The sequence below is a fragment of the Methylobacterium sp. Leaf465 genome (assembly GCF_001424705.1).
Lineage (GTDB): Bacteria > Pseudomonadota > Alphaproteobacteria > Rhizobiales > Beijerinckiaceae > Methylobacterium.
Genome location: NZ_LMRA01000023.1, coordinates 259,854 through 280,920, shown reverse-complemented (window position 1 = coordinate 280,920; position 21,067 = coordinate 259,854). Strand labels below are relative to the sequence as shown.

The 21,067-nt window shown below is 69.5% G+C and carries 19 protein-coding genes; 10 read left to right on the top strand and 9 right to left on the bottom strand.

Annotated features, from left to right (window positions below; all coding sequences use genetic code 11):
• Positions 1-36: 36 nt before the first annotated feature.
• Genes ASG51_RS13520 through ASG51_RS13505 form a run of 4 tightly spaced genes read right to left on the bottom strand, consistent with a single transcriptional unit; the run spans position 37 to position 9,458 of the window.
• Positions 37-1,533 (bottom strand): efflux transporter outer membrane subunit, encoded by a 1,497-nt coding sequence (locus tag ASG51_RS13520; RefSeq protein ID WP_156389710.1) that lies wholly within the window; start codon positions 1,531-1,533, stop codon positions 37-39.
• On the bottom strand, positions 1,530-4,835 hold the full coding sequence (locus tag ASG51_RS13515) for an efflux RND transporter permease subunit (protein WP_056381329.1): 3,306 nt from the start codon (positions 4,833-4,835) through the stop codon (positions 1,530-1,532). The genes ASG51_RS13520 and ASG51_RS13515 overlap by 4 nt, the downstream gene beginning before the upstream one ends.
• Positions 4,832-7,957, bottom strand: a complete 3,126-nt coding sequence (locus ASG51_RS13510) for an MdtB/MuxB family multidrug efflux RND transporter permease subunit (protein WP_056381327.1) — start codon at positions 7,955-7,957, stop codon at positions 4,832-4,834. Before ASG51_RS13510 ends, ASG51_RS13515 begins: the two co-directional genes overlap by 4 nt.
• Positions 7,958-7,961: 4 nt before the next feature.
• Complete coding sequence (locus ASG51_RS13505) at positions 7,962-9,458, bottom strand: MdtA/MuxA family multidrug efflux RND transporter periplasmic adaptor subunit (protein WP_056381325.1); 1,497 nt, start codon at positions 9,456-9,458, stop codon at positions 7,962-7,964.
• Positions 9,459-10,211: 753 nt separating this feature from the next.
• Here ASG51_RS13505 and ASG51_RS13500 point away from each other — a divergent pair.
• From ASG51_RS13500 to ASG51_RS13490, 3 genes are all read left to right on the top strand, one after another.
• Positions 10,212-11,366 carry an aminotransferase gene (locus ASG51_RS13500; protein WP_056381324.1) on the top strand — a complete coding sequence of 385 codons (1,155 nt, stop codon included), beginning with the start codon at positions 10,212-10,214 and terminating at the stop codon, positions 11,364-11,366.
• A gap of 111 nt (positions 11,367-11,477) precedes the next feature.
• Positions 11,478-11,918 carry a DUF4112 domain-containing protein gene (locus ASG51_RS13495; RefSeq protein WP_056214886.1) on the top strand — a complete coding sequence of 147 codons (441 nt, stop codon included), beginning with the start codon at positions 11,478-11,480 and terminating at the stop codon, positions 11,916-11,918.
• Between the two features lie 25 nt (positions 11,919-11,943).
• Positions 11,944-13,077 (top strand): ABC transporter permease, encoded by a 1,134-nt coding sequence (locus tag ASG51_RS13490; protein WP_056381322.1) that lies wholly within the window; start codon positions 11,944-11,946, stop codon positions 13,075-13,077.
• Positions 13,078-13,118: 41 nt separating this feature from the next.
• Here the strand turns inward: ASG51_RS13490 and ASG51_RS13485 are convergent, their stop codons facing one another.
• The 3 genes from ASG51_RS13485 to ASG51_RS24215 all read right to left on the bottom strand — a co-directional run bounded on the left by ASG51_RS13485 (position 13,119) and on the right by ASG51_RS24215 (position 14,500).
• Positions 13,119-13,457 carry a hypothetical protein gene (locus ASG51_RS13485; protein ID WP_056381319.1) on the bottom strand — a complete coding sequence of 113 codons (339 nt, stop codon included), beginning with the start codon at positions 13,455-13,457 and terminating at the stop codon, positions 13,119-13,121.
• A 94-nt stretch (positions 13,458-13,551) separates the two neighbouring features.
• Complete coding sequence (locus ASG51_RS13480; RefSeq protein WP_056214877.1) at positions 13,552-14,211, bottom strand: transglutaminase-like cysteine peptidase; 660 nt, start codon at positions 14,209-14,211, stop codon at positions 13,552-13,554.
• 82 nt (positions 14,212-14,293) lie between these two features.
• Positions 14,294-14,500, bottom strand: coding sequence for a hypothetical protein (locus tag ASG51_RS24215; protein WP_156389709.1), 207 nt, complete (start codon positions 14,498-14,500; stop codon positions 14,294-14,296).
• 129 nt (positions 14,501-14,629) lie between these two features.
• Here ASG51_RS24215 and ASG51_RS13475 point away from each other — a divergent pair, with 129 nt between their 5' ends.
• Positions 14,630-15,016 (top strand): hypothetical protein, encoded by a 387-nt coding sequence (locus ASG51_RS13475; protein WP_056214874.1) that lies wholly within the window; start codon positions 14,630-14,632, stop codon positions 15,014-15,016.
• 45 nt (positions 15,017-15,061) lie between these two features.
• Here the strand turns inward: ASG51_RS13475 and ASG51_RS13470 are convergent, their stop codons facing one another.
• On the bottom strand, positions 15,062-15,460 hold the full coding sequence (locus tag ASG51_RS13470; RefSeq protein ID WP_056214871.1) for a DUF3775 domain-containing protein: 399 nt from the start codon (positions 15,458-15,460) through the stop codon (positions 15,062-15,064).
• Between the two features lie 102 nt (positions 15,461-15,562).
• On the opposite strand from ASG51_RS13470, the gene ASG51_RS25080 reads away from it, so the two are divergent.
• Genes ASG51_RS25080 through ASG51_RS13455 form a run of 3 tightly spaced genes read left to right on the top strand, consistent with a single transcriptional unit; the run spans position 15,563 to position 17,614 of the window.
• The gene (locus ASG51_RS25080) at positions 15,563-16,345 is read left to right on the top strand and encodes a DUF429 domain-containing protein (RefSeq protein ID WP_056381317.1); all 783 of its coding nucleotides are present in this window, start codon (positions 15,563-15,565) and stop codon (positions 16,343-16,345) included.
• Between the two features lie 21 nt (positions 16,346-16,366).
• Entirely contained in the window at positions 16,367-16,882 is a 516-nt protein-coding gene (locus tag ASG51_RS25075; protein ID WP_244480147.1) for an NUDIX domain-containing protein, read from the top strand.
• A gap of 60 nt (positions 16,883-16,942) precedes the next feature.
• Positions 16,943-17,614: a carbonic anhydrase gene (locus ASG51_RS13455; RefSeq protein WP_056214861.1), complete on the top strand. Its 672-nt coding sequence runs from the start codon at positions 16,943-16,945 to the stop codon at positions 17,612-17,614.
• A 103-nt stretch (positions 17,615-17,717) separates the two neighbouring features.
• Here ASG51_RS13455 and ASG51_RS13450 read toward each other — a convergent pair whose 3' ends face one another.
• Complete coding sequence (locus ASG51_RS13450) at positions 17,718-18,425, bottom strand: DUF4142 domain-containing protein (RefSeq protein ID WP_056381313.1); 708 nt, start codon at positions 18,423-18,425, stop codon at positions 17,718-17,720.
• A gap of 328 nt (positions 18,426-18,753) precedes the next feature.
• Here ASG51_RS13450 and ASG51_RS13445 point away from each other — a divergent pair, with 328 nt between their 5' ends.
• The 3 genes from ASG51_RS13445 to ASG51_RS13435 all read left to right on the top strand — a co-directional run bounded on the left by ASG51_RS13445 (position 18,754) and on the right by ASG51_RS13435 (position 21,000).
• Entirely contained in the window at positions 18,754-19,611 is an 858-nt protein-coding gene (locus ASG51_RS13445; protein WP_056214854.1) for a universal stress protein, read from the top strand.
• A 93-nt stretch (positions 19,612-19,704) separates the two neighbouring features.
• Positions 19,705-20,304: a hypothetical protein gene (locus ASG51_RS13440; protein ID WP_056381311.1), complete on the top strand. Its 600-nt coding sequence runs from the start codon at positions 19,705-19,707 to the stop codon at positions 20,302-20,304.
• 96 nt (positions 20,305-20,400) lie between these two features.
• A complete protein-coding gene (locus ASG51_RS13435) occupies positions 20,401-21,000 on the top strand; it encodes a hypothetical protein (protein WP_056214846.1) in 600 nt (199 codons plus the stop codon).
• Positions 21,001-21,067 lie beyond the last annotated feature (67 nt).

Genomic DNA, 21,067 nt, shown 5'->3' with positions numbered 1-21,067 from the left:
GCGTGGGCTGACCCGACCGGGACGCGGGGCCGGTCCCTATTCGTCGGTGCGGATGGCCTGGCCCGAATCCACCGGCAGGCGGGCTTCCTTGAGGTCCTCCCCGCTCGGCAGGCTGCGCACGTCCCAGCCGCCGCCCAGCGCGCGGATCAGCGAGACCGCGGTGGTGAAACGGTTGAGGCGGATCTGCAGGGCGGCGACCTCGTTGTTCAGGGCGAGCGCCTGGGCCGTGACCACGGTGGTGAAGTTCTGCGTTCCGGCCCGGTACTCGTTCAGGGTGATCTCCACGGCGCGGCGGGCCGAGGCCACGGCCTCGTCCTGGGCCACCTGCTGCCGGGCAAGGATGCGCACGCCGGCAAGGCCGTTCTCGACCTCCGAGAAGGCGGTGAGCACGGTCTGGCGGTAATTGGCCACGCTGGCGTCATAGGCCGCGCGGGTGATGCGCAGGGCCGCCGCGCGGGCGCCCCCGTCGTAGAACACCTCCGTGCCGGCGGCCGCCACCGACCAGACCTGGTTGACGGCGGAGAGCAGGCCGTTGGCCGGGTTGCCCGAGATACCGCCGGAGGCCGAGAGCGTCACGGTGGGGTAGAAAGCCGCCACGGCGACGCCGATCTGCTCGCTCTGGGCCTGGACGTTGCGCTCGGCCTGCGCGACGTCGGGGCGCCGCTCGAGAAGCGTCGAGGGAATGCCGACCGGCACGGCGGGCGGGCGCGCGGCGAGCGGCGCCACCGGCAGGCTCAGCTCCGACGGCGGCCGACCCACGAGGAGCGCGATGGCGTGCTCGAAGGTGGCGCGCTGCAGGCCGATGGCGATGGCCTGGGCCTGCGTGGTCTGGAGCTGCGTCTGGGCCGTGATCACGTCCGAGCGTGCGGCGACGCCGGCATTGTACTGGTTCTCGGTGATCGCGAGGCTCTTCTTGTAGCCTTCGATGTTCTCGTTGAGCACGCGCTGGAGCGAATCCTGGTAGCGCAGCGTCAGGTAATTGGTCGCGACCTCGGACTGGAGCGTCAGGCGCACCAGGGCGAGTTCGGCGGCGCTGGCCTGGGCCGTGGCGACCTCGCTCTCGATGTTGCGGCGGATGCGGCCGAACAGGTCGAGTTCCCAGCTGGCCTGACCCTGGAGCGAGACGTTGGTGCGCTCGATCCCGAGGGAGCGGGACCGCGAGACACTGGGGGCGCCGGTGACCGTGGGGAACAGGGCGGCGCGGGCCTGGGCGACGAAGGCGCGCGCCTGCTCGTAGGCGGCCACCTGGACCCGCAGGCTCTGGTTGTCGACATCCACGAGGCGGATTAGGCGGTCGAGGGTGGGATCGCGGAACACCCGCCACCAGTCGCCGCGCTCGGCCCCGTCGTTGGGCGCGGCCGGACGCCAGCCCTTGCGGCTCGCCGCGTAGGCGGCGCTGTCCTCGCGGGTGCCCCCCTGCTTGAACGCCAGGGGCGTCTCCACCGAAGGACGCGCGTAGTCCGGCCCGACCATGCAGCCGGACACGAGCCCGGGCAGGCCCAAGAGGGCGAAGAGTCCGGGGCGCAGCCTCATTCGGCCGGGCTCAGGGCCGCGCCGGCCGCCGGCGCGCGGCGGCGCAGCCGGTCGAGATACAGGTACACGACGGGGGTGGTGTAGAGGGTCAGGATCTGGCTCACGATCAGGCCGCCGACGATGGCGATGCCGAGGGGCCGCCGCAGTTCGGAGCCCTCCCCGCCGGCGAGGATGAGGGGCAAGGCGCCGAGCATCGCGGCGAGCGTTGTCATCATGATCGGGCGGAAGCGCAAGAGGCAGGCCTCGAAGATCGCCTCCTTCGGGGAGGCTCCGCGCGTGCGCTCGGCATCCAGGGCGAAGTCGATCATCATGATGGCGTTCTTCTTGACGATGCCGATGAGCAGGAAGACCGCGATCAGTGCGATGACGGTGAATTCGGTGCCGGACACGAGAAGCGCCAGCAGCGCGCCGATGCCGGCCGAGGGCAGCGTCGAGAGGATCGTGACGGGGTGGATGAAGCTCTCGTAGAGGATGCCGAGGATCGTGTAGACCGCCAGCAGCGCGGCCAGGATCAGCAAGGGCTGGCGTGAGGACGATTCCTGGAAACTCTTGGCCGAACCCGCGAATTCGCCGTGGATGGTGGCGGGCAGGCGCAGGTCGGTGATGGCTTGTTCGATGGCGGCGGTGGCATCGGACAGGCTCTTGCCGGGCACGAGATTGAACGAGATCGTGGTGGCGACGAACAGGCCCTGGTGACTGACCTGCACGGGCGCGTTGCCGGTCTCCAGGCGGGCGAAGGCCGAGAGCGGAATCATCGTCTCCTTGGCGCTCGACACCGGCGCGCTCGACGAGGCGCCGCCCTTGCCGCCCGCGATGGCGTTGGCGGCGGCGTTGCGGGCCGAATCGGTGGCGATGGAGGCGGCACTGGCGTCGGCGGCCGCCGTCGCGCCGACGGCGCCGGTCGCCGCGGCTCCGGTCGGGGCGCCCGCCACCGTGCCGGCCACCGCGTTGGTGGTGGCCGAGCCCCGCGCCTTGCCGCCCGAGGTCGAGACGTAGAGCATCTTCAGGGTGTCGGGGCTCTGGAGGTAGCGCGGCGCGATCTCCATCACGACGTGATACTGATTCAGAGGGTTGTAGATTGTCGAGACCTGGCGCTGGCCGAAGGCGTCGTAGAGCGTGTTGTCGATCTTGTCTGGGGTCAGGCCGTAGCGGAAGGCGCTGGCCCGGTCGATCACGAGTCGGCTCTCGAGGCCGCCCTCCTGCTGGTCGGAGGTGACGTCGGCGAAGATCGGGTTCTTCTGCAGCGCCTGCACCAGCTTCGGCGCGGCGGCGTAGAGCTCCTCCGCCGTGTCGCCCTGGAGGGTGTACTGATACTGGGCGAAGCTCTGGCGGCCGCCCATGCGCAGGTCCTGGCGCGGGAACAGGTAGAGGCGGGCGCCGGCGACCTGCGACAGCTTCGGGCGCAGGCGTGCCATCACGGCGGTGATCGACTCACGCTCGCCCCGGGGCTTGAGGCCCACGAAGACGTTGGCCGAGTTGGTGCCGCGCCCGCCCGTGAAGCCCACGACGCTGTCGACGGCGGGGTCGGCCTGCACGATGGCGGTGGCCTGTTCCAGCTTCTGCTTCATCGACTGGAACGAGATGCGCTGGTCGGCCTGGATGCCGCCCATCATCTGTCCCGTATCCTGCTCGGGAAAGAAGCCCTTCGGCACGATGACGTAGAGGTAGACGTTCAGGCCCACGGTTGCGAGCAGCGAGAGGGCGACCAGCCGACGATGGCGCAGGGCGATGCGCAGGGTGCGCTCGTAGCCCCTCAGCATCCCGTCGAACCCGGCCTCCAGGACGCGCACGAACCCGTTCGGCCGCACGGTCTCGTGGGGGGCCTCGCGCCGCAGGAGCAGTGCGCACATCATCGGCGTGGTGGTGAGCGAGAGCACCAGCGAGATCAGGATCGCCAGCGAGAGCGTGACGGCGAATTCCTGGAACAGGCGCCCGACGATGCCGCCCATCAGGAGGATCGGCAGGAACACCGCCACGAGCGACAGGCTCATGGAGATGACGGTGAAGCCGACCTCGCGCGAGCCGAGGAGCGCCGCCTCGATCCGGGGCCTGCCCTTCTCGATGTGGCGCTGGATGTTCTCCAGGACCACGATGGCGTCGTCCACGACGAAGCCCGTGGCGATGATGAGCGCCATCAGCGACAGGATGTTGAGGCTGTAATCGAGCAGGTACATCGCCGAGTAGGTCCCGACGATGGAGATCGGCACCGCGACGGCCGGGATCAGCGTGGCCCGTCCCGAGCGCAGGAACAGGAACACCACGAAGACGACGAGCACGACGGCGATGAGCAGCGTCTCCTCGGTTTCGGCCAGGGAGGCCCGGATGGTGGCGCTGCGGTCTCCCGTGACCATGAGGTCGATGTCGCCCGGGAGCGCCGCCGTCACCTGCGGAATCGCCGCCTTCAGCCCCCGGATCGTGTCGACGACGTTGGAGCCGGGCTGCTTGTAGATGAACAGGATCACGCCCGGCTTGCCGTTGACGAGGCCGAGGTTGCGCCGGTCCTCCACCGAATCCTCGATCGCGCCCACATCGGTCAGGCGTACGGCGGCGCCGTTGCGATAGGCCACCACGAGGTCGCGGTAATCGGCCGCCACCCGGCCCTGGTCGTTGGCGTAGAGCTGGTAGTGGCGCGTCTCGGTCTCGATGGCGCCCTTCGGCGAGTTGGCGTTGGCCGACGCGAGCGCCGCACGGATGCCCTCGAGGCCGATGCCGTAGTTGAAGAGCGCCGTGGGATCGAGTTCGACCCGCACGGCCGGCAGCGACGAGCCGCCGATGTCGACGTTCCCGACCCCGGGGAGCTGGGACATCTTCTGCTGCACCACCGTGGCGGCGGAATCGTAGAGCTGGCCCGGCGTCAGGGTGTTCGAGGTGAGGCCCAGGATGAGGATCGGCGCGTCGGCCGGGTTGAACTTCCGGTAGGTGGGATTCGACCGGAGGGCCGTCGGCAGATCGGCCCGCGCGGCGTTGATCGCGGCCTGGACGTCGCGGGCCGCGCCGTCGATGTCGCGGTTGAGCCCGAACATCAGCACGAGGCGGACCGAGCCGAGCGAACTCGTCGAGGTCATCTCGGTGACGTCCGCGATGGCGCCGAGGCGGCGCTCCAGGGGCGCCGCCACCGTGGTGGCCATGGTCTCCGGCGAGGCGCCGGCCATCTGCGCCTGGACCAGGATGACGGGGAAATCCACCTGCGGCAGCGGCGCCACCGGCAGCTTCAGGAAGGCGAAGATGCCCGCGAGCAGCACGCCGATGGTCAGCAGCGTGGTGGCGACGGGCCGCCGGATGAACGGCTCGGAGACGTTCACGGCAGCGCCTCGACGCTGTCGGCGCCGCCGGCGCGGCGGCCGGAGAGGCGGCGCTCCAGGCGATCGAAGGCGAGGTAGATCACCGGGGTGGTGAACAGGGTCAGCACCTGGCTGACGATGAGGCCGCCCGCGATGACGATGCCGAGCGGCTGGCGCAGTTCGGAGCCGACGCCGGTGCCGACGATGAGCGGCACCGCCGCGAACAGGGCCGCCAGCGTGGTCATCAGGATCGGCCGGAAGCGCAGGATGCAGGCCTCGTAGATCGCGTCGCGCGGGCTCATGCCCTCCTCGCGCTCCGCCTGGAGCGCGAAGTCGATCATCATGATCGCGTTCTTCTTCACGATGCCGATGAGCAGCACGATGCCGATGATCGCGATGATGTCGAGGGAGAGCCCGAACAGCATTAGCCCGATCAGCGCCCCGATGCCGGCCGAGGGCAGCGTCGACAGGATGGTGATCGGGTGGATGAAGCTTTCGTAGAGCACACCGAGGACGATGTAGACGGTGACGATGGCGGCCAGCACCAGGAAGAGCTGGTTCGAGAGCGCCGACTGGAAGGCGAAGACCGAGCCCTGCGGCACCACGCGGAAGCTCGGCGGCAGGTCGATCGACCGGCGTGCCGCCTCCACCGCCCCCACCGCATCGCCGAGCGCCACGCCGGGCGCGAGATTGAACGACACGGTGGTGGCGGGGAACTGACCGAGATGGCTGATCAGCAGCGGCGCCCGCCGCTCGCTCACCTGGGCCACGGCCGAGAGCGGAACCTGGCCGGAGGCGACCGTGGAGGACGGCAGGTAGATGTGGTCTAGGCTCTCGATGGTCTTGTGCAGGTCCGGGTCGGCCTCGAGGATGACCCGGTACTGGTTCGACTGGGTGAAGATCGTCGAGATGATGCGCTGACCGAAGGCGTCGTAGAGGGCGTTGTCGACGGTGGCCGGCGTGATGCCGTAGCGCCCGGCGGTCGGACGGTCGATGGTGATGTAGGCGGCCAGGCCGCTCGCCTGAAGGTCGCTCGCCACGTCCATCAGCAGCGGGGAGGCCTGCAGCGCCCGCACGAAGCGCGGCACCCAGGTCTCGAACTCGGTCAGGTTCGGGTTCTCCAGGATGACCTGGTACTGGGTCGCGCCCACCGCCGTATCGATGGTGAGGTCCTGCACCGACTGCAGGTAGAGGCGGATGCCCGCGACATCGGTGGTGGCCGCTTTGAGCCGTTCGATGATCTCGGGCGCGCGGGCGATGCGCTGGTCCTGCGGCTTAAGGTTGATGAGGAAGCGGCCGGAATTCAGGGTGACGTTCTGGCCGTCGACCCCGATGAAGGAGGACAGGCTCTGCACGTCCGGGTCCTTGAGCACGACGGCGGCGAGCTTCTGCTGGCGCTCGGCCATGGCGGCGTAGGAGACGGTCTGGTCGGCCTGGGTGACGCCCTGGATGACGCCGGTATCCTGCACCGGGAAGAACCCCTTCGGGATCACCACGAACAGGTAGGCGGTGAGCGCGATCGTGCCGAGGGTCACGATCAGGGTCAGCGTCTGGTGGCGAAGCACCACCCGCAGCATGCGGCCGTAGCCGGCGATGATGCCGTCCATGCCCCGGCGCGCGGTGCGGGCGACGATCCCCTCGCGCCGGTCCGGGGCACCGGGCGAGTGCGCCTTCAGCAGGCGGGCGCACAGCATCGGCACGAGGGTGAGCGAGACCACCGCCGAGATGATGATGGTGGCCGCCAGCGTGATCGCGAATTCGTGGAACAGGCGCCCCACCACGTCCCCCATGAACAGCAGCGGGATCAGCACGGCGATCAGCGAGACGGTGAGCGAGATGATGGTGAAGCCGATCTCGCGGCTGCCCTTCAGCGCGGCCTCGAGGGGGGAATCGCCCTCCTCCACGTGGCGGGCGATGTTCTCGATCACCACGATGGCATCGTCGACCACGAAGCCGGTGGCGATGGTGAGCGCCATCAGCGACAGGTTGTCGAGGGAGAAGCCGTAGAGGTCCATGACCGCCAGGGCGCCGATCAGGGAGAGCGGCACCGACAGGCTCGGGATCAGGGTCGCGGAGACGCTGCGCAGGAACAGGAAGATCACCAGCACCACGAGGCCGATGGCCAGCGCCAGTTCCACCTGCACGTCGTGCACCGAGGCGCGGATGGTGGTGGTGCGGTCGGTGAGCACGGTGACGCCGATGGCGGCCGGCAGGGTCGCCTGGAGCTGGGGCAGCAGCGCCTTGATCTTGTCGACGGTGCTGATGACGTTGGCGCCGGGCTGGCGCTGGATGTTCAGGATGACGGCGGGCGTCTCGTCCATCCAGGCGCCGAGCTTGGTGTTCTCGGGACCGTTGACCACGTCGGCCACGTCCGAGAGCCGAACCGGCGCGCCGTTCTTGTAGGCGATGATCGCGTCGTCATAGGCCTTCGGGTCGCGGATCTGATCGTTGGCGTTGATGGAATAGGACTGCGTCGGCCCGTCGATGGTGCCCTTCGGCGTGTTGACGTTGAGGTTGGTGACCGTGGTGCGCAGGTCGTCGATGTTGAGGCCGTAGGCGGCCAGGGCGCGGGCGTTGAAGCGGATGCGCACGGCGGGGCGCTGTCCGCCGCCGGTGCTGACGAGGCCGACGCCGGCCACCTGGGAGATCTTCTGGGCCAGTCGCGTCTCGGCCAGATCGCGCACTTCGGTGAGCGGCAGGGTCTTCGACGTCAGAGCCAGGGTCAGGATCGGCGCATCGGCCGGGTTTACCTTGGCGTAGATCGGCGGGGCCGGCAGGTCCGAGGGCAAGAGGTTGCCCGCCGCGTTGATCGCGGCCTGGACCTGCTGCTCGGCGATGTCGAGGGCGAGATCCAGGCTGAACTGCAGGGTGATGACGGAGGCGCCGGCCGAGCTCTGCGACGTCATCTGGTTGAGGTTGGCGAGTTGTCCGAACTGCCGCTCCAGCGGCGCCGTCACCGCCGAGGTCATCACCTCGGGGCTGGCGCCCGGATAGAAGGTCTGGATCTGGATCGTCGGGTAGTCGACCGACGGCAGGGCCGAGACCGGCAGGTTCAGGTACGACACCATCCCGACGAGCAGGATCGCCAGCATGAACAGCGTGGTGGCGACGGGCCGCAGGATGAAGAGGCGGGACGGATTCATCGGCTCATTGCGCCTCGGCCGGCCGCTGCCGGCGGCGCTCGCGCTTCTGGCTCTCGGGCGCGACGGCATCCGCCTTGGCGGCGTCGGGCTTGGCCCCCTCCGTCACCGGCGCGGCGGCCGGCGTGCTCTGAGCCTCCGCCGGCGCGCCCCGACCACCGGCCGGCTTGCCCTGCGCATCGGCCGCATGATCGCGGTGCGGGGCGCTCCGGGCCTTGCCGGCCTCCTCGGTGATGCGCACCGGTGCGCCGTCGCGCAGGCGGTCGGTCCCGTCCACGACCACGCGGTCGCCGATGTTCAGTCCCTCGGTCACCACCGTACGGGGGCCATCCGCCTCGCCGAGCTTGATCGGGCGGACGACGACCTTGTCGTCGCCCTGCAGCAGGTAGACGTAGGTGCCCGGCGTCCCGCGCAGGATCGCCGCCGTGGGGACGATCGGGGCGTCGCGCACGGTATCGACGACGAGCTTGGCGTTGACGAACTGGTTCGGAAACAGGGCGTCGTCCTGGTTCTCGAAGATCGCGCGCAGCTTCACCGTTCCGGTGGTGGTGTCGATCTGGTTGTCCACCGTGTCGAGGACGCCGGTGGCGATCACGTTGGTGTCGCCCCGGTCGTAGGCCGTGACGATGAGCTTGGCGCCCGACCGCACGCGGCGCATCACCCGCGCGACGTCGTCCTCCGGCAGGGTGAAGACCACCGAGATCGGATGCAGTTGGGTCACAACCACGATGCTGGTCGAGGCCGCCGTGATGTAGTTGCCCTGGTCGATCTGCCGCAGGCCGACGCGGCCTTCCACCGGCGAGACGATGCGGGTGTAGGTGATGTTGAGCTTCTGCTGGTCGACCAGGGCCTGGTCGGCCGCCACCGTGCCCTCGTTCTGCTTCACGAGGGCCCCTTGCGTGTCGACGTTCTGCTTCGAAATCGAATCCTGCTGGGAGAGCCGCTGAAAACGGGCGAGATCGAGCTTCGAGTTCTGCAGCAGGGCCTGATCGCGCATCAACTGGCCCTGATACTGGGCGAGCTGGGCCTCGTAGGGGCGCGAATCGATCTGGGCGAGGAAATCGCCTTTCTTCACGGTCTGGCCCTCGCGAAAGCCGATCTCCGTGAGGTAGCCGCTGATCTGCGAGCGCACCGTGACGGTGGCGAGGGGCGTGACCGTGCCGAGGCCGGCCAGCACGATCGGGACGTCGCCCGCCGCGACCGTGGCGATGCCCACCGCCTGAGCCGGCTCGCCATGGCCGCCGCGCCCACCAGCTCCCTTGCCGCGCTCGGACGTGGCGGCGACCTGGGTCTCCATTTTCGGCGCGAGGTAGAAGCGGTATCCGGCGTATCCGCCCCCCGCCAGGATCAGGAGAAGGACGAACCAGAGCCCCGCCCGGCTGCGACGGGCCGGTGGTGCGGTGCGCGACTCGCGCGGCAGCACATCGCCCGGGCGCGCGTCGTCCCGGAGCGTCCCGGGGTATTCGCGCGCTGTCTCGGTGCGGATGGGAGAGGTTTCGTTCATGGCCTGACGATCATGGCGTGTTGCGGACGGCGTTGCGAGCGGAAGAACCGGCAGGCTCTCACGAGACCAACGGCCGCCGGCGCAACGCAATCCCGGTCCCCATGCCCGGTCGGCGCATGTCCGATCGACGCTTGGCCAGCCGGTGCTCGGCCAGTCGATGCTTGGCCGGATCGGCAGGGGCTGCCGATGGGGAGGACATAAGGTCCATGGGCGCCCCGGGACAGGATCGAGCGACGTCGCACCCTGCGCCCCGCATCGGCGGGTCTCGCCCGACCCTGGATCTGCTCCAAGCGAAACTCGACCCCGGCCGGTCCCAGGTCTCGAAGGCGGTCGCGGCACGGCATGGGAGACGCTCTAGGGAACCAATGCGACTCCAGTGCGGCCTTCGCGTTTCCACCGTATTGCTGTCGCGCCGGCACCCGGAAATCCCTGCCGAGACGCGCCCGGTTACGCGGCCAGCCCTCCGACAGACGAGAAAAGGCCGCCGCTGGGGGAAGCGACGACCTCTTCTTGGGAAGGACCGGAGCGGCGACGACACGTGTACGGAACGAGGGGGCGAAGTCCCGCGCTGGCAATCACCGCTCCAGCCGTGAGTCGAGAGTTACGTGATGGCTGATGAAAGTCAACAATCGTCAGGCCACCCGCCCGGAGGTGGTTCGGGCCGCGTGCGAGGACGCACATTTCACCGGGGCGAAGGGGCGTGCTACGCCACGGCTCGCCGCGCCCTTCCCCTTCCCCGAACCCCCGCTCTCCATGAATCCCGTCCTCGCCGATCTGCCGACGACCATCTTCACGGTGATGTCGGGCCTCGCCCGCGACCTCGGCGCGATCAATCTGGGTCAGGGCTTCCCGGACGATCCGGGACCGGAGGATGTCCGGCGCAGGGCCGCCGAGGCCGTGCTGCACGGCGACAATCAATACCCGCCGATGATGGGCTTGCCCAACTTGCGCCGGGCGATCGCGGCGCATTACGCGCACCACCAGGGGCTGGATCTCGAGCCGATGGCGGAGGTGATGGTTACGTCGGGGGCCACCGAGGCCATCGCCGCCGCCCTGTTCGCCCTGATCGCGCCGGGTGACGAGGTCGTGCTGTTCGCCCCCCTCTACGACGCCTACCTGCCGCTGGTGCGCCGGGCCGGCGGCGTCGCGCGCATCGTGCCGCTCCAGCCCCCGCAGTTCCGCCTCGACGCGGACGCCCTGGCGGACGCATTCTCGGATCGGACGAAGCTCGTCGTCGTGAACAATCCGCTCAATCCCAGCGCCACGGTCTTCGGACGGGAGGATCTGGCGCTCCTCGCCTCCTTCTGCACTCGGCACGACGTGGTGGCGGTCTGCGACGAGGTCTGGGAGCATATCGTCTTCGACGGCGCACGACATTGCCCGCTGATGGCGCTCCCGGGCATGCGCGACCGGACCGTGAAGATCGGCTCGGCCGGCAAGATCTTCGGCCTGACCGGCTGGAAGGTCGGCTTCGTGATGGCGGCGCCGGCCCTGCTGCGGGTGGTGGCCAACGCCCACCAGTTCCTCACCTTCACGACGCCGCCCGCCCTGCAGGAGGCGGTGGCCTACGGGCTCGCCAAGGACGACGCCTACTTCACCGGCATGCGCGCGCGCTTCGCCGCCTCCCGCGACCGCCTGTCGGCGGGCCTCGCCGAGCGCGGCTTCCGGGTGCTGCCTTCCCACGGCACCTACTTCCTCACCGTCGACCTCGCGCCCCTCGGCTGCGACGACGACGTCGCATTCTGCGACGACCTGGTGCGCCGGCACGGCGTCGCCGCGATTCCGATCAGCGCCTTCTATCCGGATGCGTCCGTGCGCCACCTCGTGCGGCTGTGTTTCGCCAAGGCCGACGACGTCCTCGACCGGGCCCTCGACCGGCTCTCCACCGTCGCGCGGCAGGCGGCCTGATGGGCGGGTTCGCAGGGGCGGCGCTTGCGGGCGCACGGGACCGGGGCCACATCCCGACGCATGACCACGCCGCGCCCTTCCCCCAGGCTGGACTTGCCCCGGAGCCCGACCATGGACTTCACCCAGACCGCCGGTGCCACGACCCGCTTCCGACCCAAGGCGGACGACCGCGAGGCAACGCTGCTGCGCCTGGAGGCGTTCGCACACCTCATGGATTCGGCCTTCGTGATCCCCGGCATCAACCGGCGGGTGGGCCTCGACGCCCTGGTGGGTCTCGTCCCGGTGGTGGGCGACGTCGCCGGCATGCTGCTTGCCTCCTACATCGTGGTGGAGGCGCGCCGACTCGGGGCGCCGCGCTGGCTCATCGCCCGGATGGCCTTGAACATCGCGGCCGACGGGGCGCTCGGTGCCGTGCCCCTGGCGGGCGACCTGTTCGATGCGGCGTTCAAGGCCAACCGCCGCAACGTGCGCCTGCTGCGGCGTCACCTCGAGCGGCATGGCGGATTGCGCCCGAACGAGATCGAAGGCACGGCGACGCACATCGACGGCTGAGATCCGACGCACGGGGGGGCGCCCGATGAACAAGGTCGCGCGTCCCGACAGCGCCCGGGCAGTCGCCCTGCCCCCGCCGGGGCGGGGCCTCTCGCCCTTGAATCGGCGGCGGCTCGCCAATTTCCGGCGCAATCGACTGGGCTACTGGTCGTTCCTGATCTTCACGGCCCTGTTCGTCACGAGCCTGTTCGCCGAGTTCATCGCCAACGACCGGCCGCTGGTGGTCTCGTACAAGGGCGAGATCCTGTTCCCGGTGGTCATCGACTACCCGGACGAGAAGTTCGGCGGCTTCTATGCCCGGCCCAACTACCGCTCGGCGGAGACGCGCAAGGAGATCGCCGACAACGGCTGGGCGATCTGGCCGCCGATCCCCTATTCCTACGACACGATCATCGATGGCCTGCCGACCCCCTCCCCCTCGCCCCCGACCTGGATGCTGACGGAGGCCCAGTGCCAGAACGTCGGCAAGTCCTGCTCCGAACTCGAGACGCACTGGCTCGGGACCGACAACACCACCCGCGACGTGCTGGCGCGCATCGTCTACGGCTTCCGCATCTCGGTGCTGTTCGGGCTGATCCTCGCCCTGATCTCCTCGGTGATCGGGGTGATCGCCGGGGCGGTGCAGGGCTATTTCGGTGGCTGGGTCGACCTCGCCCTGCAGCGCTTCATCGAGGTCTGGAGCGGCATCCCGACCCTCTACCTGATCATCATCATCTCGGCCTTCATCGAGCCGGGCTTCTTCGTGCTGCTGGGCATCCTGCTGCTGTTCTCGTGGGTGTCGCTCGTCGGGGTCGTGCGCGCGGAGTTCCTGCGGGCCCGCAACTTCGAGTACGTGCGCGCCGCCCGGGCGCTGGGCCTCTCGAACATCCGCATCATGAGCCGCCACCTCCTGCCCAACGCGATGGTGGCGACGCTGACCTTCCTGCCCTTCATCCTCAACGGATCGATCGGGACGCTGACCTCCCTCGACTTCCTCGGCTTCGGCCTGCCCCCCGGCTCGGCCTCGCTGGGCGAATTGCTGGCCCAGGGTAAGGACAACATCCAGGCCCCCTGGCTCGGACTGAGCGGCTTCTTCGTGGTGGCGGTGATGCTGAGCCTGCTGGTCTTCGCCGGCGAGGCCGTGCGCGATGCCTTCGACCCGCGAAAATCCTTCGCCTGACAGCCGTTTGCCGCCGCGGCGGGGAGCCTTGGGGGAGCTCTTCAGAGCGGGCGCTGGCGACCGCCGTCGAGCAGCCAGCCCCTGGCACGGAGGAGCAGGGCCGGCCGGACCCGGGCGACGTCGTCGCCATCGACGAGGGGGGAGGCCGCGAGGGCGGTGAGGTAGGCCTGTTCGCTGGGCCGGCAGGTGCGCAGGGCCGCGTCGGCGGCGATGACCCGGCGGGAGAGGACGACCTCGAGGGCGAAGTTGCGATTGAGGCAGGCGCGCCAGGAGGCGTGGCGCTCGGCCACGCTCGGGGCCTCCTGCGCCGCCGCGGACGCGACGAGCAGCATCAGCAAAGCGGGCGCAGCGGCGGTGCGGAGGTGATGGTGGAACGTCATGGCGGGGTATCCCGGAGCGGGATCACCCTCGCGCCGCCACGCTTAACCGCCCCTTAAAGGATCGGATTGTCCACGATCCCACACGGGGACAGCGTCAGCGGTTGGCGGTGGTGACGGGCGAGGCGGCCCGGCCCAGGGACACCCAGGCGACGGCATCCTGGCTCTCGCGCTTGATGAAGGTGTAGCCGGTCTGACGCCAGGGCAGGATCGTGCTGGTCTTGTTGTCGAGGATGAGGTCGCCGCGATCCGTGATCAGGGTCAGAACGGCGTGTCCCTCGCCCTTCTCGTCGATCACGACCGTCATCCGCATCGCCCGGCGCGGCAGCCCGGCCTCGGCCAGGAGCTTGCGCTTGAGGAGCTGGAAATCCTCGCAATCGCCCGAGCCGTCCTCGGCGAGGTCCCAGCGGTCCGCGACGCGCAGGTGGTCCATGTCGGTGACGGCGACGAGGGACTTGTTTACCCGGCGGTTGACCGAGACGATGGTGTTCCAGATCGTTGGCGTCAGGGTGATCTGAGCCGGCTCGGCGCCGTTCACCGCACACTCCGTCGCGTAGGCGGCGCAGAAATCGACCCAGGCGGCGATCGGGCGGGTCTGAGCGCCGGCGCTGATGGCGCTCGGGACGGTGGGCAGGGCTGCCAAGGTCTGCGCCTCCGCCCCCGACAGGGCGGCGAGGCCCGCGAACAGCGTCGCGGCGCCGAAGGCGGCGAAGCGGGTCGTCAGAGCCGAGAACCGCTGGGAAAACCCGTACCGCATGACCGCCCTTGGCCCCGTTAAGCTTCTGTTAACGAATGTCCCACGGCCGGCGTTGCACCACAATCGGCGGGTTAAGAAAAGGTTAACGGTGTGGATGGCGGCGCTTCGGTTCGCCGTCATGGCGTTCGGTCGACGCGTCGATCCACCGCGACACGCCCGAGATCGGCGGCGGGAACGACGCCGTCCCCGTACGGCCGCGCAGCATTGCCGGACTGAATTTCATCGCGTGTCCGTGTTGCGGTCGAGGATTGTTTTTCCGGACGCCGAACAATCTCGGGTCGATCTGCATGCGACGGAGTCTCGGCTGGTCTCGCACGCCTCAACTGTCCCGGGGTCGGGCGGAGGGACGCTTGTCACCGGATGAGGAGGCCCCATTTCCACCCGCGAGGGCGCATCAGACCGAGACGACGAGACTTCGATGATTGAGGCAGATCGACCCTTCCGGACCGCCCGGCTGGCCACGGCGCGGCTGGCGCTCGCCGCAGCCCTGGCGGCCGTGATGATCCCCGCCGCTCGGGCGCAGGAGATGCCCTACGTGAACCCGGAGAGCGGGACGTTCCTGATCCATGGCAATTACTGCGGACCGGGCAATCGCAGCCCGCGCCCGCCCATCGATGCCCTCGACCTAGCCTGCATGCATCATGACATCTGCTCGCCACCACGTGGGCAGATTGCCACCTGTGCCTGCAACGACCGCCTGCACGCGGAGGCCGAGGCGGTGTCAGCGGATTCGCGTCAGCCGCAGGGCCTGCGCGACACGGCCGGCTTCGTCGCCGACACCGCCCTCGCCCTGCCCTGCCGCTGACGCCATGCCCCGGGGCGCACCGCCCGCCTCGGGTTCCTGTTGGCCTTAGGCCTGGGGCAGGTCCGGCGTGATGCCGAGGTTGGACAGGCCCTCTTCGAGAAGGTCGCCCGCATTGGGGATGCCGAGGATCTCGTGGGCGGCCCCTTCGCCGACAGCCTCGCGCTCGCGGGCGAAGCGTACCGCCTCGGACCATTCCTCGGGCTCCATGTCGCCGCGCCCGATATAGAGGAGCGCCAGGAGGTCGGCGCGCTCGTCGTCGTTGAGGGCGCCGATCATCGACCGCAATTCTTCCTCAGTGGCGTCGTCCGTGCCCGAGACGAGCACGTCGGTGGCCCCGTCATCGGTGGGGTTGGAGCCGGAATCGGGGTCGGTCGCCCCTTCCTTCACATCGACGGCGCGCACGCGCAGGATGATCTCGGTGACCTTGTCGACGGCGATGTCCATGAACGCATTCCCGCTTCGGCGGCCGCCGGCAGCGGCGGTCCTGAGCAGCGACAACGGGCCAAGCCCAATCCGGTTCGCGCCGACCGCGTCCGGCCGACACCGATGACGCGCTGGATCGGGGGTCTCGACGGTTGCCGTGGGGCCTGGGCCGGAGTCCTTCTCGACCTCGACGACCCCGCCCGCTTCCGCGCCGTACGCGTCGCTCGGCCGGTCGACCTCCTCGACGGTCCCGAGGCGCCGATCCGCGTGGGGATCGACTGTCCCATCGGTCTGGAGGCACACGTGACCGGCGGTGGTCGAAGTGCCGATCGGGCAGCACGCGCCGTCCTGGGTGCCGGACGGGCCAGCGTGTTTCCGGTGCCGGCCCGCGCAGCGGTCTATGCGGCGACCTACGAGGACGCGAAGGCGCTGTCGCGGGCGCACAGCACACCGCCCTTCGCGCCCTCGATCCAGTGCTGGAACATCCTGCCTGCCATCCGGGCGGTCGATGGGCTGCTGCGCGCCCGCCCGGATCTCATGGCGCGCCTTCACGAGGTCCATCCCGAGATCGTGTTCCGCTGCCTCAACGGCGGACGTCCCCTGGCGGCGGGCAAGAAGGGCCCGGCACGCCAGGCGGGCCTTTTCGAACGCCGCGCCCTGCTCGGACGCGCCGGCCTGCCCGAGGGCCTGATCGCGGGACGGCCATCCGGGGTCGGTGCCGACGACCACCTCGATGCGCTGGCCGCCCTCGTGGTCGCCCGCGATCTCGCCGAGGGCCGTGCCCGCCCCCTGCCCGATCCGCCCGACCGGGACGGCGAGGGCCTTCCCGTCGCGATCTGGATGCCGGCCGATCCGCCGGGCCACCCCCTGGCCGCCAGCGAAATCCCTGCTAGATCGGGGAGCTGAAGCGGGGCGGCGGGAATGGACATGAGGCAGGATCTGACCGTTCGCGACATCGCCCGGGCGCTGGCGTTCGATCCCGATCACCGTCTGTTGCTCATCGCCTACGAGTCCGTGCGCCCGATCGATCCGAGCAAGCCGGAAGACCGCACCTTCTGGTTCATGCCCGGGGGCGGGCTGGAGGCCGGCGAGACGCATGTGGAGGCCTGCCGGCGCGAACTGTCTGAGGAAATCGGCGTGGCGGATGCCGAAATCGGGCCGCAGGTCGCGTCCTGCGACGGCCCCTTCCACCTGTTCCGGACCTCCCGCTACGCCCGCGAGCGCTACTTCGTCGTCCGCCTGCCCAACGCGACCGTGGACACGAGCCGCCTGGCCGAGACCGAGGACAACCCCGTCCTCGGCACCCGCTGGTGGACGCTGGCCGAACTCGCGTCCACCTCCGAGCGCATCGAGCCGAGGGGGCTGGTCGAGGTCGCCCGCGACATCGTTGCCGGGACGATACCGGCGGCGCCAGTCGTCCTAAACTGGCGGGAGCAACCGTAGCCATCCGGCGCGCCACGCGTTGGCGCGCCTTCCACGACACCCATGAGCGAGGATCAACCCATGTTTCCAGAGACGCTGAAGGCCGGCTACCGCTCCTTCATCGACGGACGCCTGACCGACGAGGCCAAGCGCTACGCCAAGCTCGCCGAGGGCCAGAGCCCCGAGGTCCTGATGATCAGCTGCTGCGACAGCCGCGTCTCGCCGGAGGTGATCTTCGATACTGGACCGGGTGAACTCTTCGTGATCCGCAACGTCGCCAACATCGTCCCCCCGCACGAGACCGGCGGCGATTATCACGGCACTTCGGCGGCGATCGAGTTCGCGGTGGAGGGCCTGGAGGTCAAGCATATCGTGGTGCTGGGGCACGCCACCTGCGGCGGCATCAAGGCCTACGCCAACCCCGCCAAGCCCCTCTCGAAGGGTGACTTCATCGGCAAGTGGGTCTCCCTGGTCGAGCCCGCCGCCAGCAAGGCCGGCGACACGGAGGCCCCGGACTACCTGACCCGCCTCGAATACGCGATGGTCGCGCAGAGCCTCGAGAACCTGATGACATTCCCGTTCGTGCGCAAACGTGTGGAAGGCGGGCAGCTGACCCTGCACGGGGCCCACTTCGGCATCGCGCGCGGTGAATTGCTCCTGCGCGACCCCGAGACCGGCGCGTTCAAACCCGCCATCGACCAGGCGGGACGCAGCCTGAGCCCGGCTTCGATGATCGGCTGCGCCGAGGCGTAAGCCCGCCCTGGAACGAAAAAGGACGCCAGGCCCCGAGGCTTGGCGTCCTTCTCGATCGTCGCACCACGCCGGGCGATGAAGCCCGACGTGGCACTGGTACGGTTCAGCGGGCGCCCGGAAGGCTCTGCGCCATCTGGTAATGGGCCTGCAGGACCGGCAGGGCCTGCTCCGCATGGGCGCGCAGGGCCGGGTTCGGGCCCGAAGCGGCGTAGGAGCGGAACATGCCGATGGTCATTTCGTGCGACTGGACCTGCATGCGGCCGTAGAGACGGTCGAAGCGCGGACCGGGGGGCGTCTGCGACAGCTCGGCGAGCATGGCCTGCTGCTGCGGGTTCGGCTGGATGATGGTGGTGCCGGCCGTGGTGTCCACGTCGCCGCGCAGGGCTTGGCTGCCCGTCGCCGCGCCGCGGGCCGCGCCCGAACCGATCCCCTCGACGCCCCCGATGGGACCGCCGCTCAGGGTGCCGCCCACTGCGCCGGCGGCGGCGCCCGTGGCCGCACCGACCGCACCACCCGCGACCGCAAGCGGGGCGGTGATCAGGCCGCCGAGACCCTCGTTGCCGCGCACCGCGGCGTAGTTGTTCTCGCCACCGGCCAGCGCGACGTTGGCGGCGCGGTGGTCACGGATTGCATCGCGGGCGAAGCGCAGCACCTGCGGGTTGCGGCTCTTGTTGATCGCAATCTGGCTCGACTGAATCTCGAAGGCGTTGGCCTGCATGGCGTCCATACGGAAATCGCCCATGCTCTGCGCGAAGGCGGGAGCGGACAGGGCGGTTATCAGGGCGGTGAGAGCGAGAGTTTTCTTGATCATGTGTTCCTCAAATCCGGCGAGACAGTGCAGCTCGAACGCGCCAAGGCTATTTCTTCCCGACGCGAAGCCCGCCTGTCACGATTGGGGGGCCAACGAGGAAGTTCCGAAGGGGTTCCCAACTTGGACAAAGTCTTTTCTGAGCTTTTTCCGAAAGCGACTGACCTTTGAAATGGCCAAGCTTATCGATCGATTAGTCGGTGCGCCGTGCCTCTTGGTTTGGCGACGCAGAGGCCTCGGGAAAACTTCAGGCGGCCTCGGCCATCCTGTTTTCCGGGACCGCGTTTCGCACTAGCTTGGGCCCATCGTGCCGCTGCGAGGAAGGCTCCCGATGAAGACCCTGCTCGTTCCCGTCGCGTCCCACGACGCCCTGCCCTCGGTCTTCGAGACCGCGATCCTCACCGCCCGCCGGTTCGGCAGCCTCATCGAGGGCGTCTCCCTGCGGCCGGCCCTAGCCGAGTACGTTCCCGTCGACATGGTCGGCGGCATGACCTGGCTCCGTGACGAGGAGGCCGACAAGGTCGAGGCTGAGCGCGCCGGGCGGCAGTTCATCGACTTCATGACCCGGGCCGGCCTGCCGCTCGCGGCCGAGGGCCCGTGCAACCCGGAGGCCCTGGCCGCCGGTCCGCGCTACCGCTGGCGGGCCGACGTGCCGGCCGGCGACGGCTTCCTGGGCCAGTACGCGCGCCTGTTCACCGCCACGGTGGTGGGCCGGCCCGGCACGGAGGACGGCGCCCCGCGTATGACCACCTTCGAGACCGCCCTGTTCGAGAGCGGCCGTCCGATCCTGTTGGCGCCGCCGATCGCCCCGGCCACCCTGGGCGAGGCGATCCTGATCGCCTGGAACGGCTCCACCGAGACCGCCCGCGCCGTGGCCTTCGCAATGCCGTTCCTGCGGCAAGCCAAACGGATCCGCGTCATCAGCGTCGAGGGTGGGACGGTGCCGGGCCCGACCGCCGAGGAACTGGCCCGCGCCCTGGCCTGCGAGGGCATCGGCGCCGACTTCCGGGCCCATTCGGCCGGCCGGCGGACCCCGGGAGAGGTCTACCTCGCCGAGGCCGAAACCTTCGGGTGCGACCTCCTGATCAAGGGCGCCTACACCCAGAGCCGCCTGCGCCAGATGATCTTCGGCGGCCCGACAAGCCACCTCCTCGCCCATGCGGCGATCCCGATGCTGATGGCCCACTGATCGATCCGCATCGCGCGCAATTGACTTGCGCACGCAGAAGATCGGGAGCACCGTTCCGGCGGCCGGTTCGAACCGGTTGCCAGGAATCCTTGCATGAAGTCGCTGACCCTTGTCCTCGCCCTGTCCGGCCTCTCTCTCGGCCTGCCGGCCATGGCCGACTCCCCCGTCGTCCGCATCCGAGGCACGATCGAGGCGGTGGACGGCACCAGCGTCACCATCAAGCCGCGCCTCGGCGCCCCGGTGCAGGTGAAGCTGGGCGACTCCGTCCGGGTCGCCACCGCCAACAGCGCCAAGATCAGCGACATCCAGCCCGACAGCTACATCGGGACCGCGGCCACGCCGCAGCCGGACGGAACCCTGAAGGCTCTCGAGGTCGCGGTGTTCGCGCCGAGCATGCGCGGGACCGGCGACGGCCACTATCCGTGGGATCTCGAGAAGGAAAACACCATGACCAACGGCGCGGTGGGGGCCCTCTCGGGGACCACCGACCGAACGATCCGGGTGACCTACAAGGGCGGCGAGAAGACCATCACGGTGCCTGAGGGCGTGCCGGTCGTGGCCCTCGCCCCCGGGGATGCCAGCAAGATCAAGCCGGGCGCCCGCGTGGTCGCCTTCACCAAAGCGGATGCCGGCGGCGTCGCGGTGGCCGACCGGATGATCGTGGGCGAGAACGGCACCGTCCCGCCGATGTGAGCGGAGGCGCAGCCAGCCCCATCGCCTGAAGACGCCCGGAACACCGGGTGGGGCGGGCGCCCCGCGCCCGCCCTCCAACACCTTAGGGAGAACGCCATGATGAAGACGCTGCTCACCGGCCTCACCGTCGGCCTCGCGCTCGCCGCCGCACCGGCGCGTGCCGCCGACGTGGTGCGCTACCGCGGCACCATCGAGTCGGTCGATGGTTCGACCGTCACGATCAAGCCCCGCATGGGCGAGACCAAGACCGTGGTCTTCGGGGACGACACCAAGATCCTGGCCGCCAGCACGGGCCAGCTCTCCGACATCAAGTCCGAGAGCTACATCGGCACCGCCGCGATCCCCCAGCCCGACGGCACCCAGAAAGCCCTGCAAGTGACGGTGTTCGCCTCCTCCCTGCGCGGCACCGCCGACGGCCACTATCCGTGGGATCTCGGCTCCAACTCCACCATGACCAACGGTGCCATCGGCAGCCTGTCCGGCACCGAGGGCCGGACCCTGCTGGTCAAGTATCAGGGCGGCGAGAAGAAGGTCGTGGTGCCGCAGGACGTGCCCGTGACCCTGGTCGATCCGGGCGAGAAGAGCATCGTGGTTCCGGGCGCCAAGGTGGTGGCCTTCACCAAGGCGGGCGCGGACGGCAAGCTCAACGCCGCCGTCCTGATCGTTGGCCGCAACGGCACCGTCCCGTCGATGTGATCCCCTCCCCGGCCCCTCCGCGATCGCGGATGGGGCCGGGATTTCCATCCCTAAATCTCGAGGTCCC

What these genes read in the sequence shown, in the direction of transcription:
- ASG51_RS13485 (WP_056381319.1), bottom strand. Translation starts at nt 13,457, where the DNA reads ATGACGTTCCACCATCACCTCCGCACCGCCGCTGCGCCCGCTTTGCTG.
- ASG51_RS25075 (WP_244480147.1), top strand. Translation starts at nt 16,367, where the DNA reads ATGAGGCAGGATCTGACCGTTCGCGACATCGCCCGGGCGCTGGCGTTC.
- ASG51_RS13450 (WP_056381313.1), bottom strand. Translation starts at nt 18,425, where the DNA reads ATGATCAAGAAAACTCTCGCTCTCACCGCCCTGATAACCGCCCTGTCC.
- ASG51_RS13500 (WP_056381324.1), top strand. Translation starts at nt 10,212, where the DNA reads ATGAATCCCGTCCTCGCCGATCTGCCGACGACCATCTTCACGGTGATG.
- ASG51_RS25080 (WP_056381317.1), top strand. Translation starts at nt 15,563, where the DNA reads ATGACGCGCTGGATCGGGGGTCTCGACGGTTGCCGTGGGGCCTGGGCC.
- ASG51_RS13435 (WP_056214846.1), top strand. Translation starts at nt 20,401, where the DNA reads ATGATGAAGACGCTGCTCACCGGCCTCACCGTCGGCCTCGCGCTCGCC.
- ASG51_RS13475 (WP_056214874.1), top strand. Translation starts at nt 14,630, where the DNA reads ATGATTGAGGCAGATCGACCCTTCCGGACCGCCCGGCTGGCCACGGCG.
- ASG51_RS13470 (WP_056214871.1), bottom strand. Translation starts at nt 15,460, where the DNA reads ATGGACATCGCCGTCGACAAGGTCACCGAGATCATCCTGCGCGTGCGC.
- ASG51_RS13445 (WP_056214854.1), top strand. Translation starts at nt 18,754, where the DNA reads ATGAAGACCCTGCTCGTTCCCGTCGCGTCCCACGACGCCCTGCCCTCG.
- ASG51_RS13505 (WP_056381325.1), bottom strand. Translation starts at nt 9,458, where the DNA reads ATGAACGAAACCTCTCCCATCCGCACCGAGACAGCGCGCGAATACCCC.
- ASG51_RS13495 (WP_056214886.1), top strand. Translation starts at nt 11,478, where the DNA reads ATGGACTTCACCCAGACCGCCGGTGCCACGACCCGCTTCCGACCCAAG.
- ASG51_RS13440 (WP_056381311.1), top strand. Translation starts at nt 19,705, where the DNA reads ATGAAGTCGCTGACCCTTGTCCTCGCCCTGTCCGGCCTCTCTCTCGGC.
- ASG51_RS24215 (WP_156389709.1), bottom strand. Translation starts at nt 14,500, where the DNA reads ATGCAGATCGACCCGAGATTGTTCGGCGTCCGGAAAAACAATCCTCGA.
- ASG51_RS13480 (WP_056214877.1), bottom strand. Translation starts at nt 14,211, where the DNA reads ATGCGGTACGGGTTTTCCCAGCGGTTCTCGGCTCTGACGACCCGCTTC.
- ASG51_RS13520 (WP_156389710.1), bottom strand. Translation starts at nt 1,533, where the DNA reads ATGAGGCTGCGCCCCGGACTCTTCGCCCTCTTGGGCCTGCCCGGGCTC.
- ASG51_RS13490 (WP_056381322.1), top strand. Translation starts at nt 11,944, where the DNA reads ATGAACAAGGTCGCGCGTCCCGACAGCGCCCGGGCAGTCGCCCTGCCC.
- ASG51_RS13455 (WP_056214861.1), top strand. Translation starts at nt 16,943, where the DNA reads ATGTTTCCAGAGACGCTGAAGGCCGGCTACCGCTCCTTCATCGACGGA.
- ASG51_RS13510 (WP_056381327.1), bottom strand. Translation starts at nt 7,957, where the DNA reads ATGAATCCGTCCCGCCTCTTCATCCTGCGGCCCGTCGCCACCACGCTG.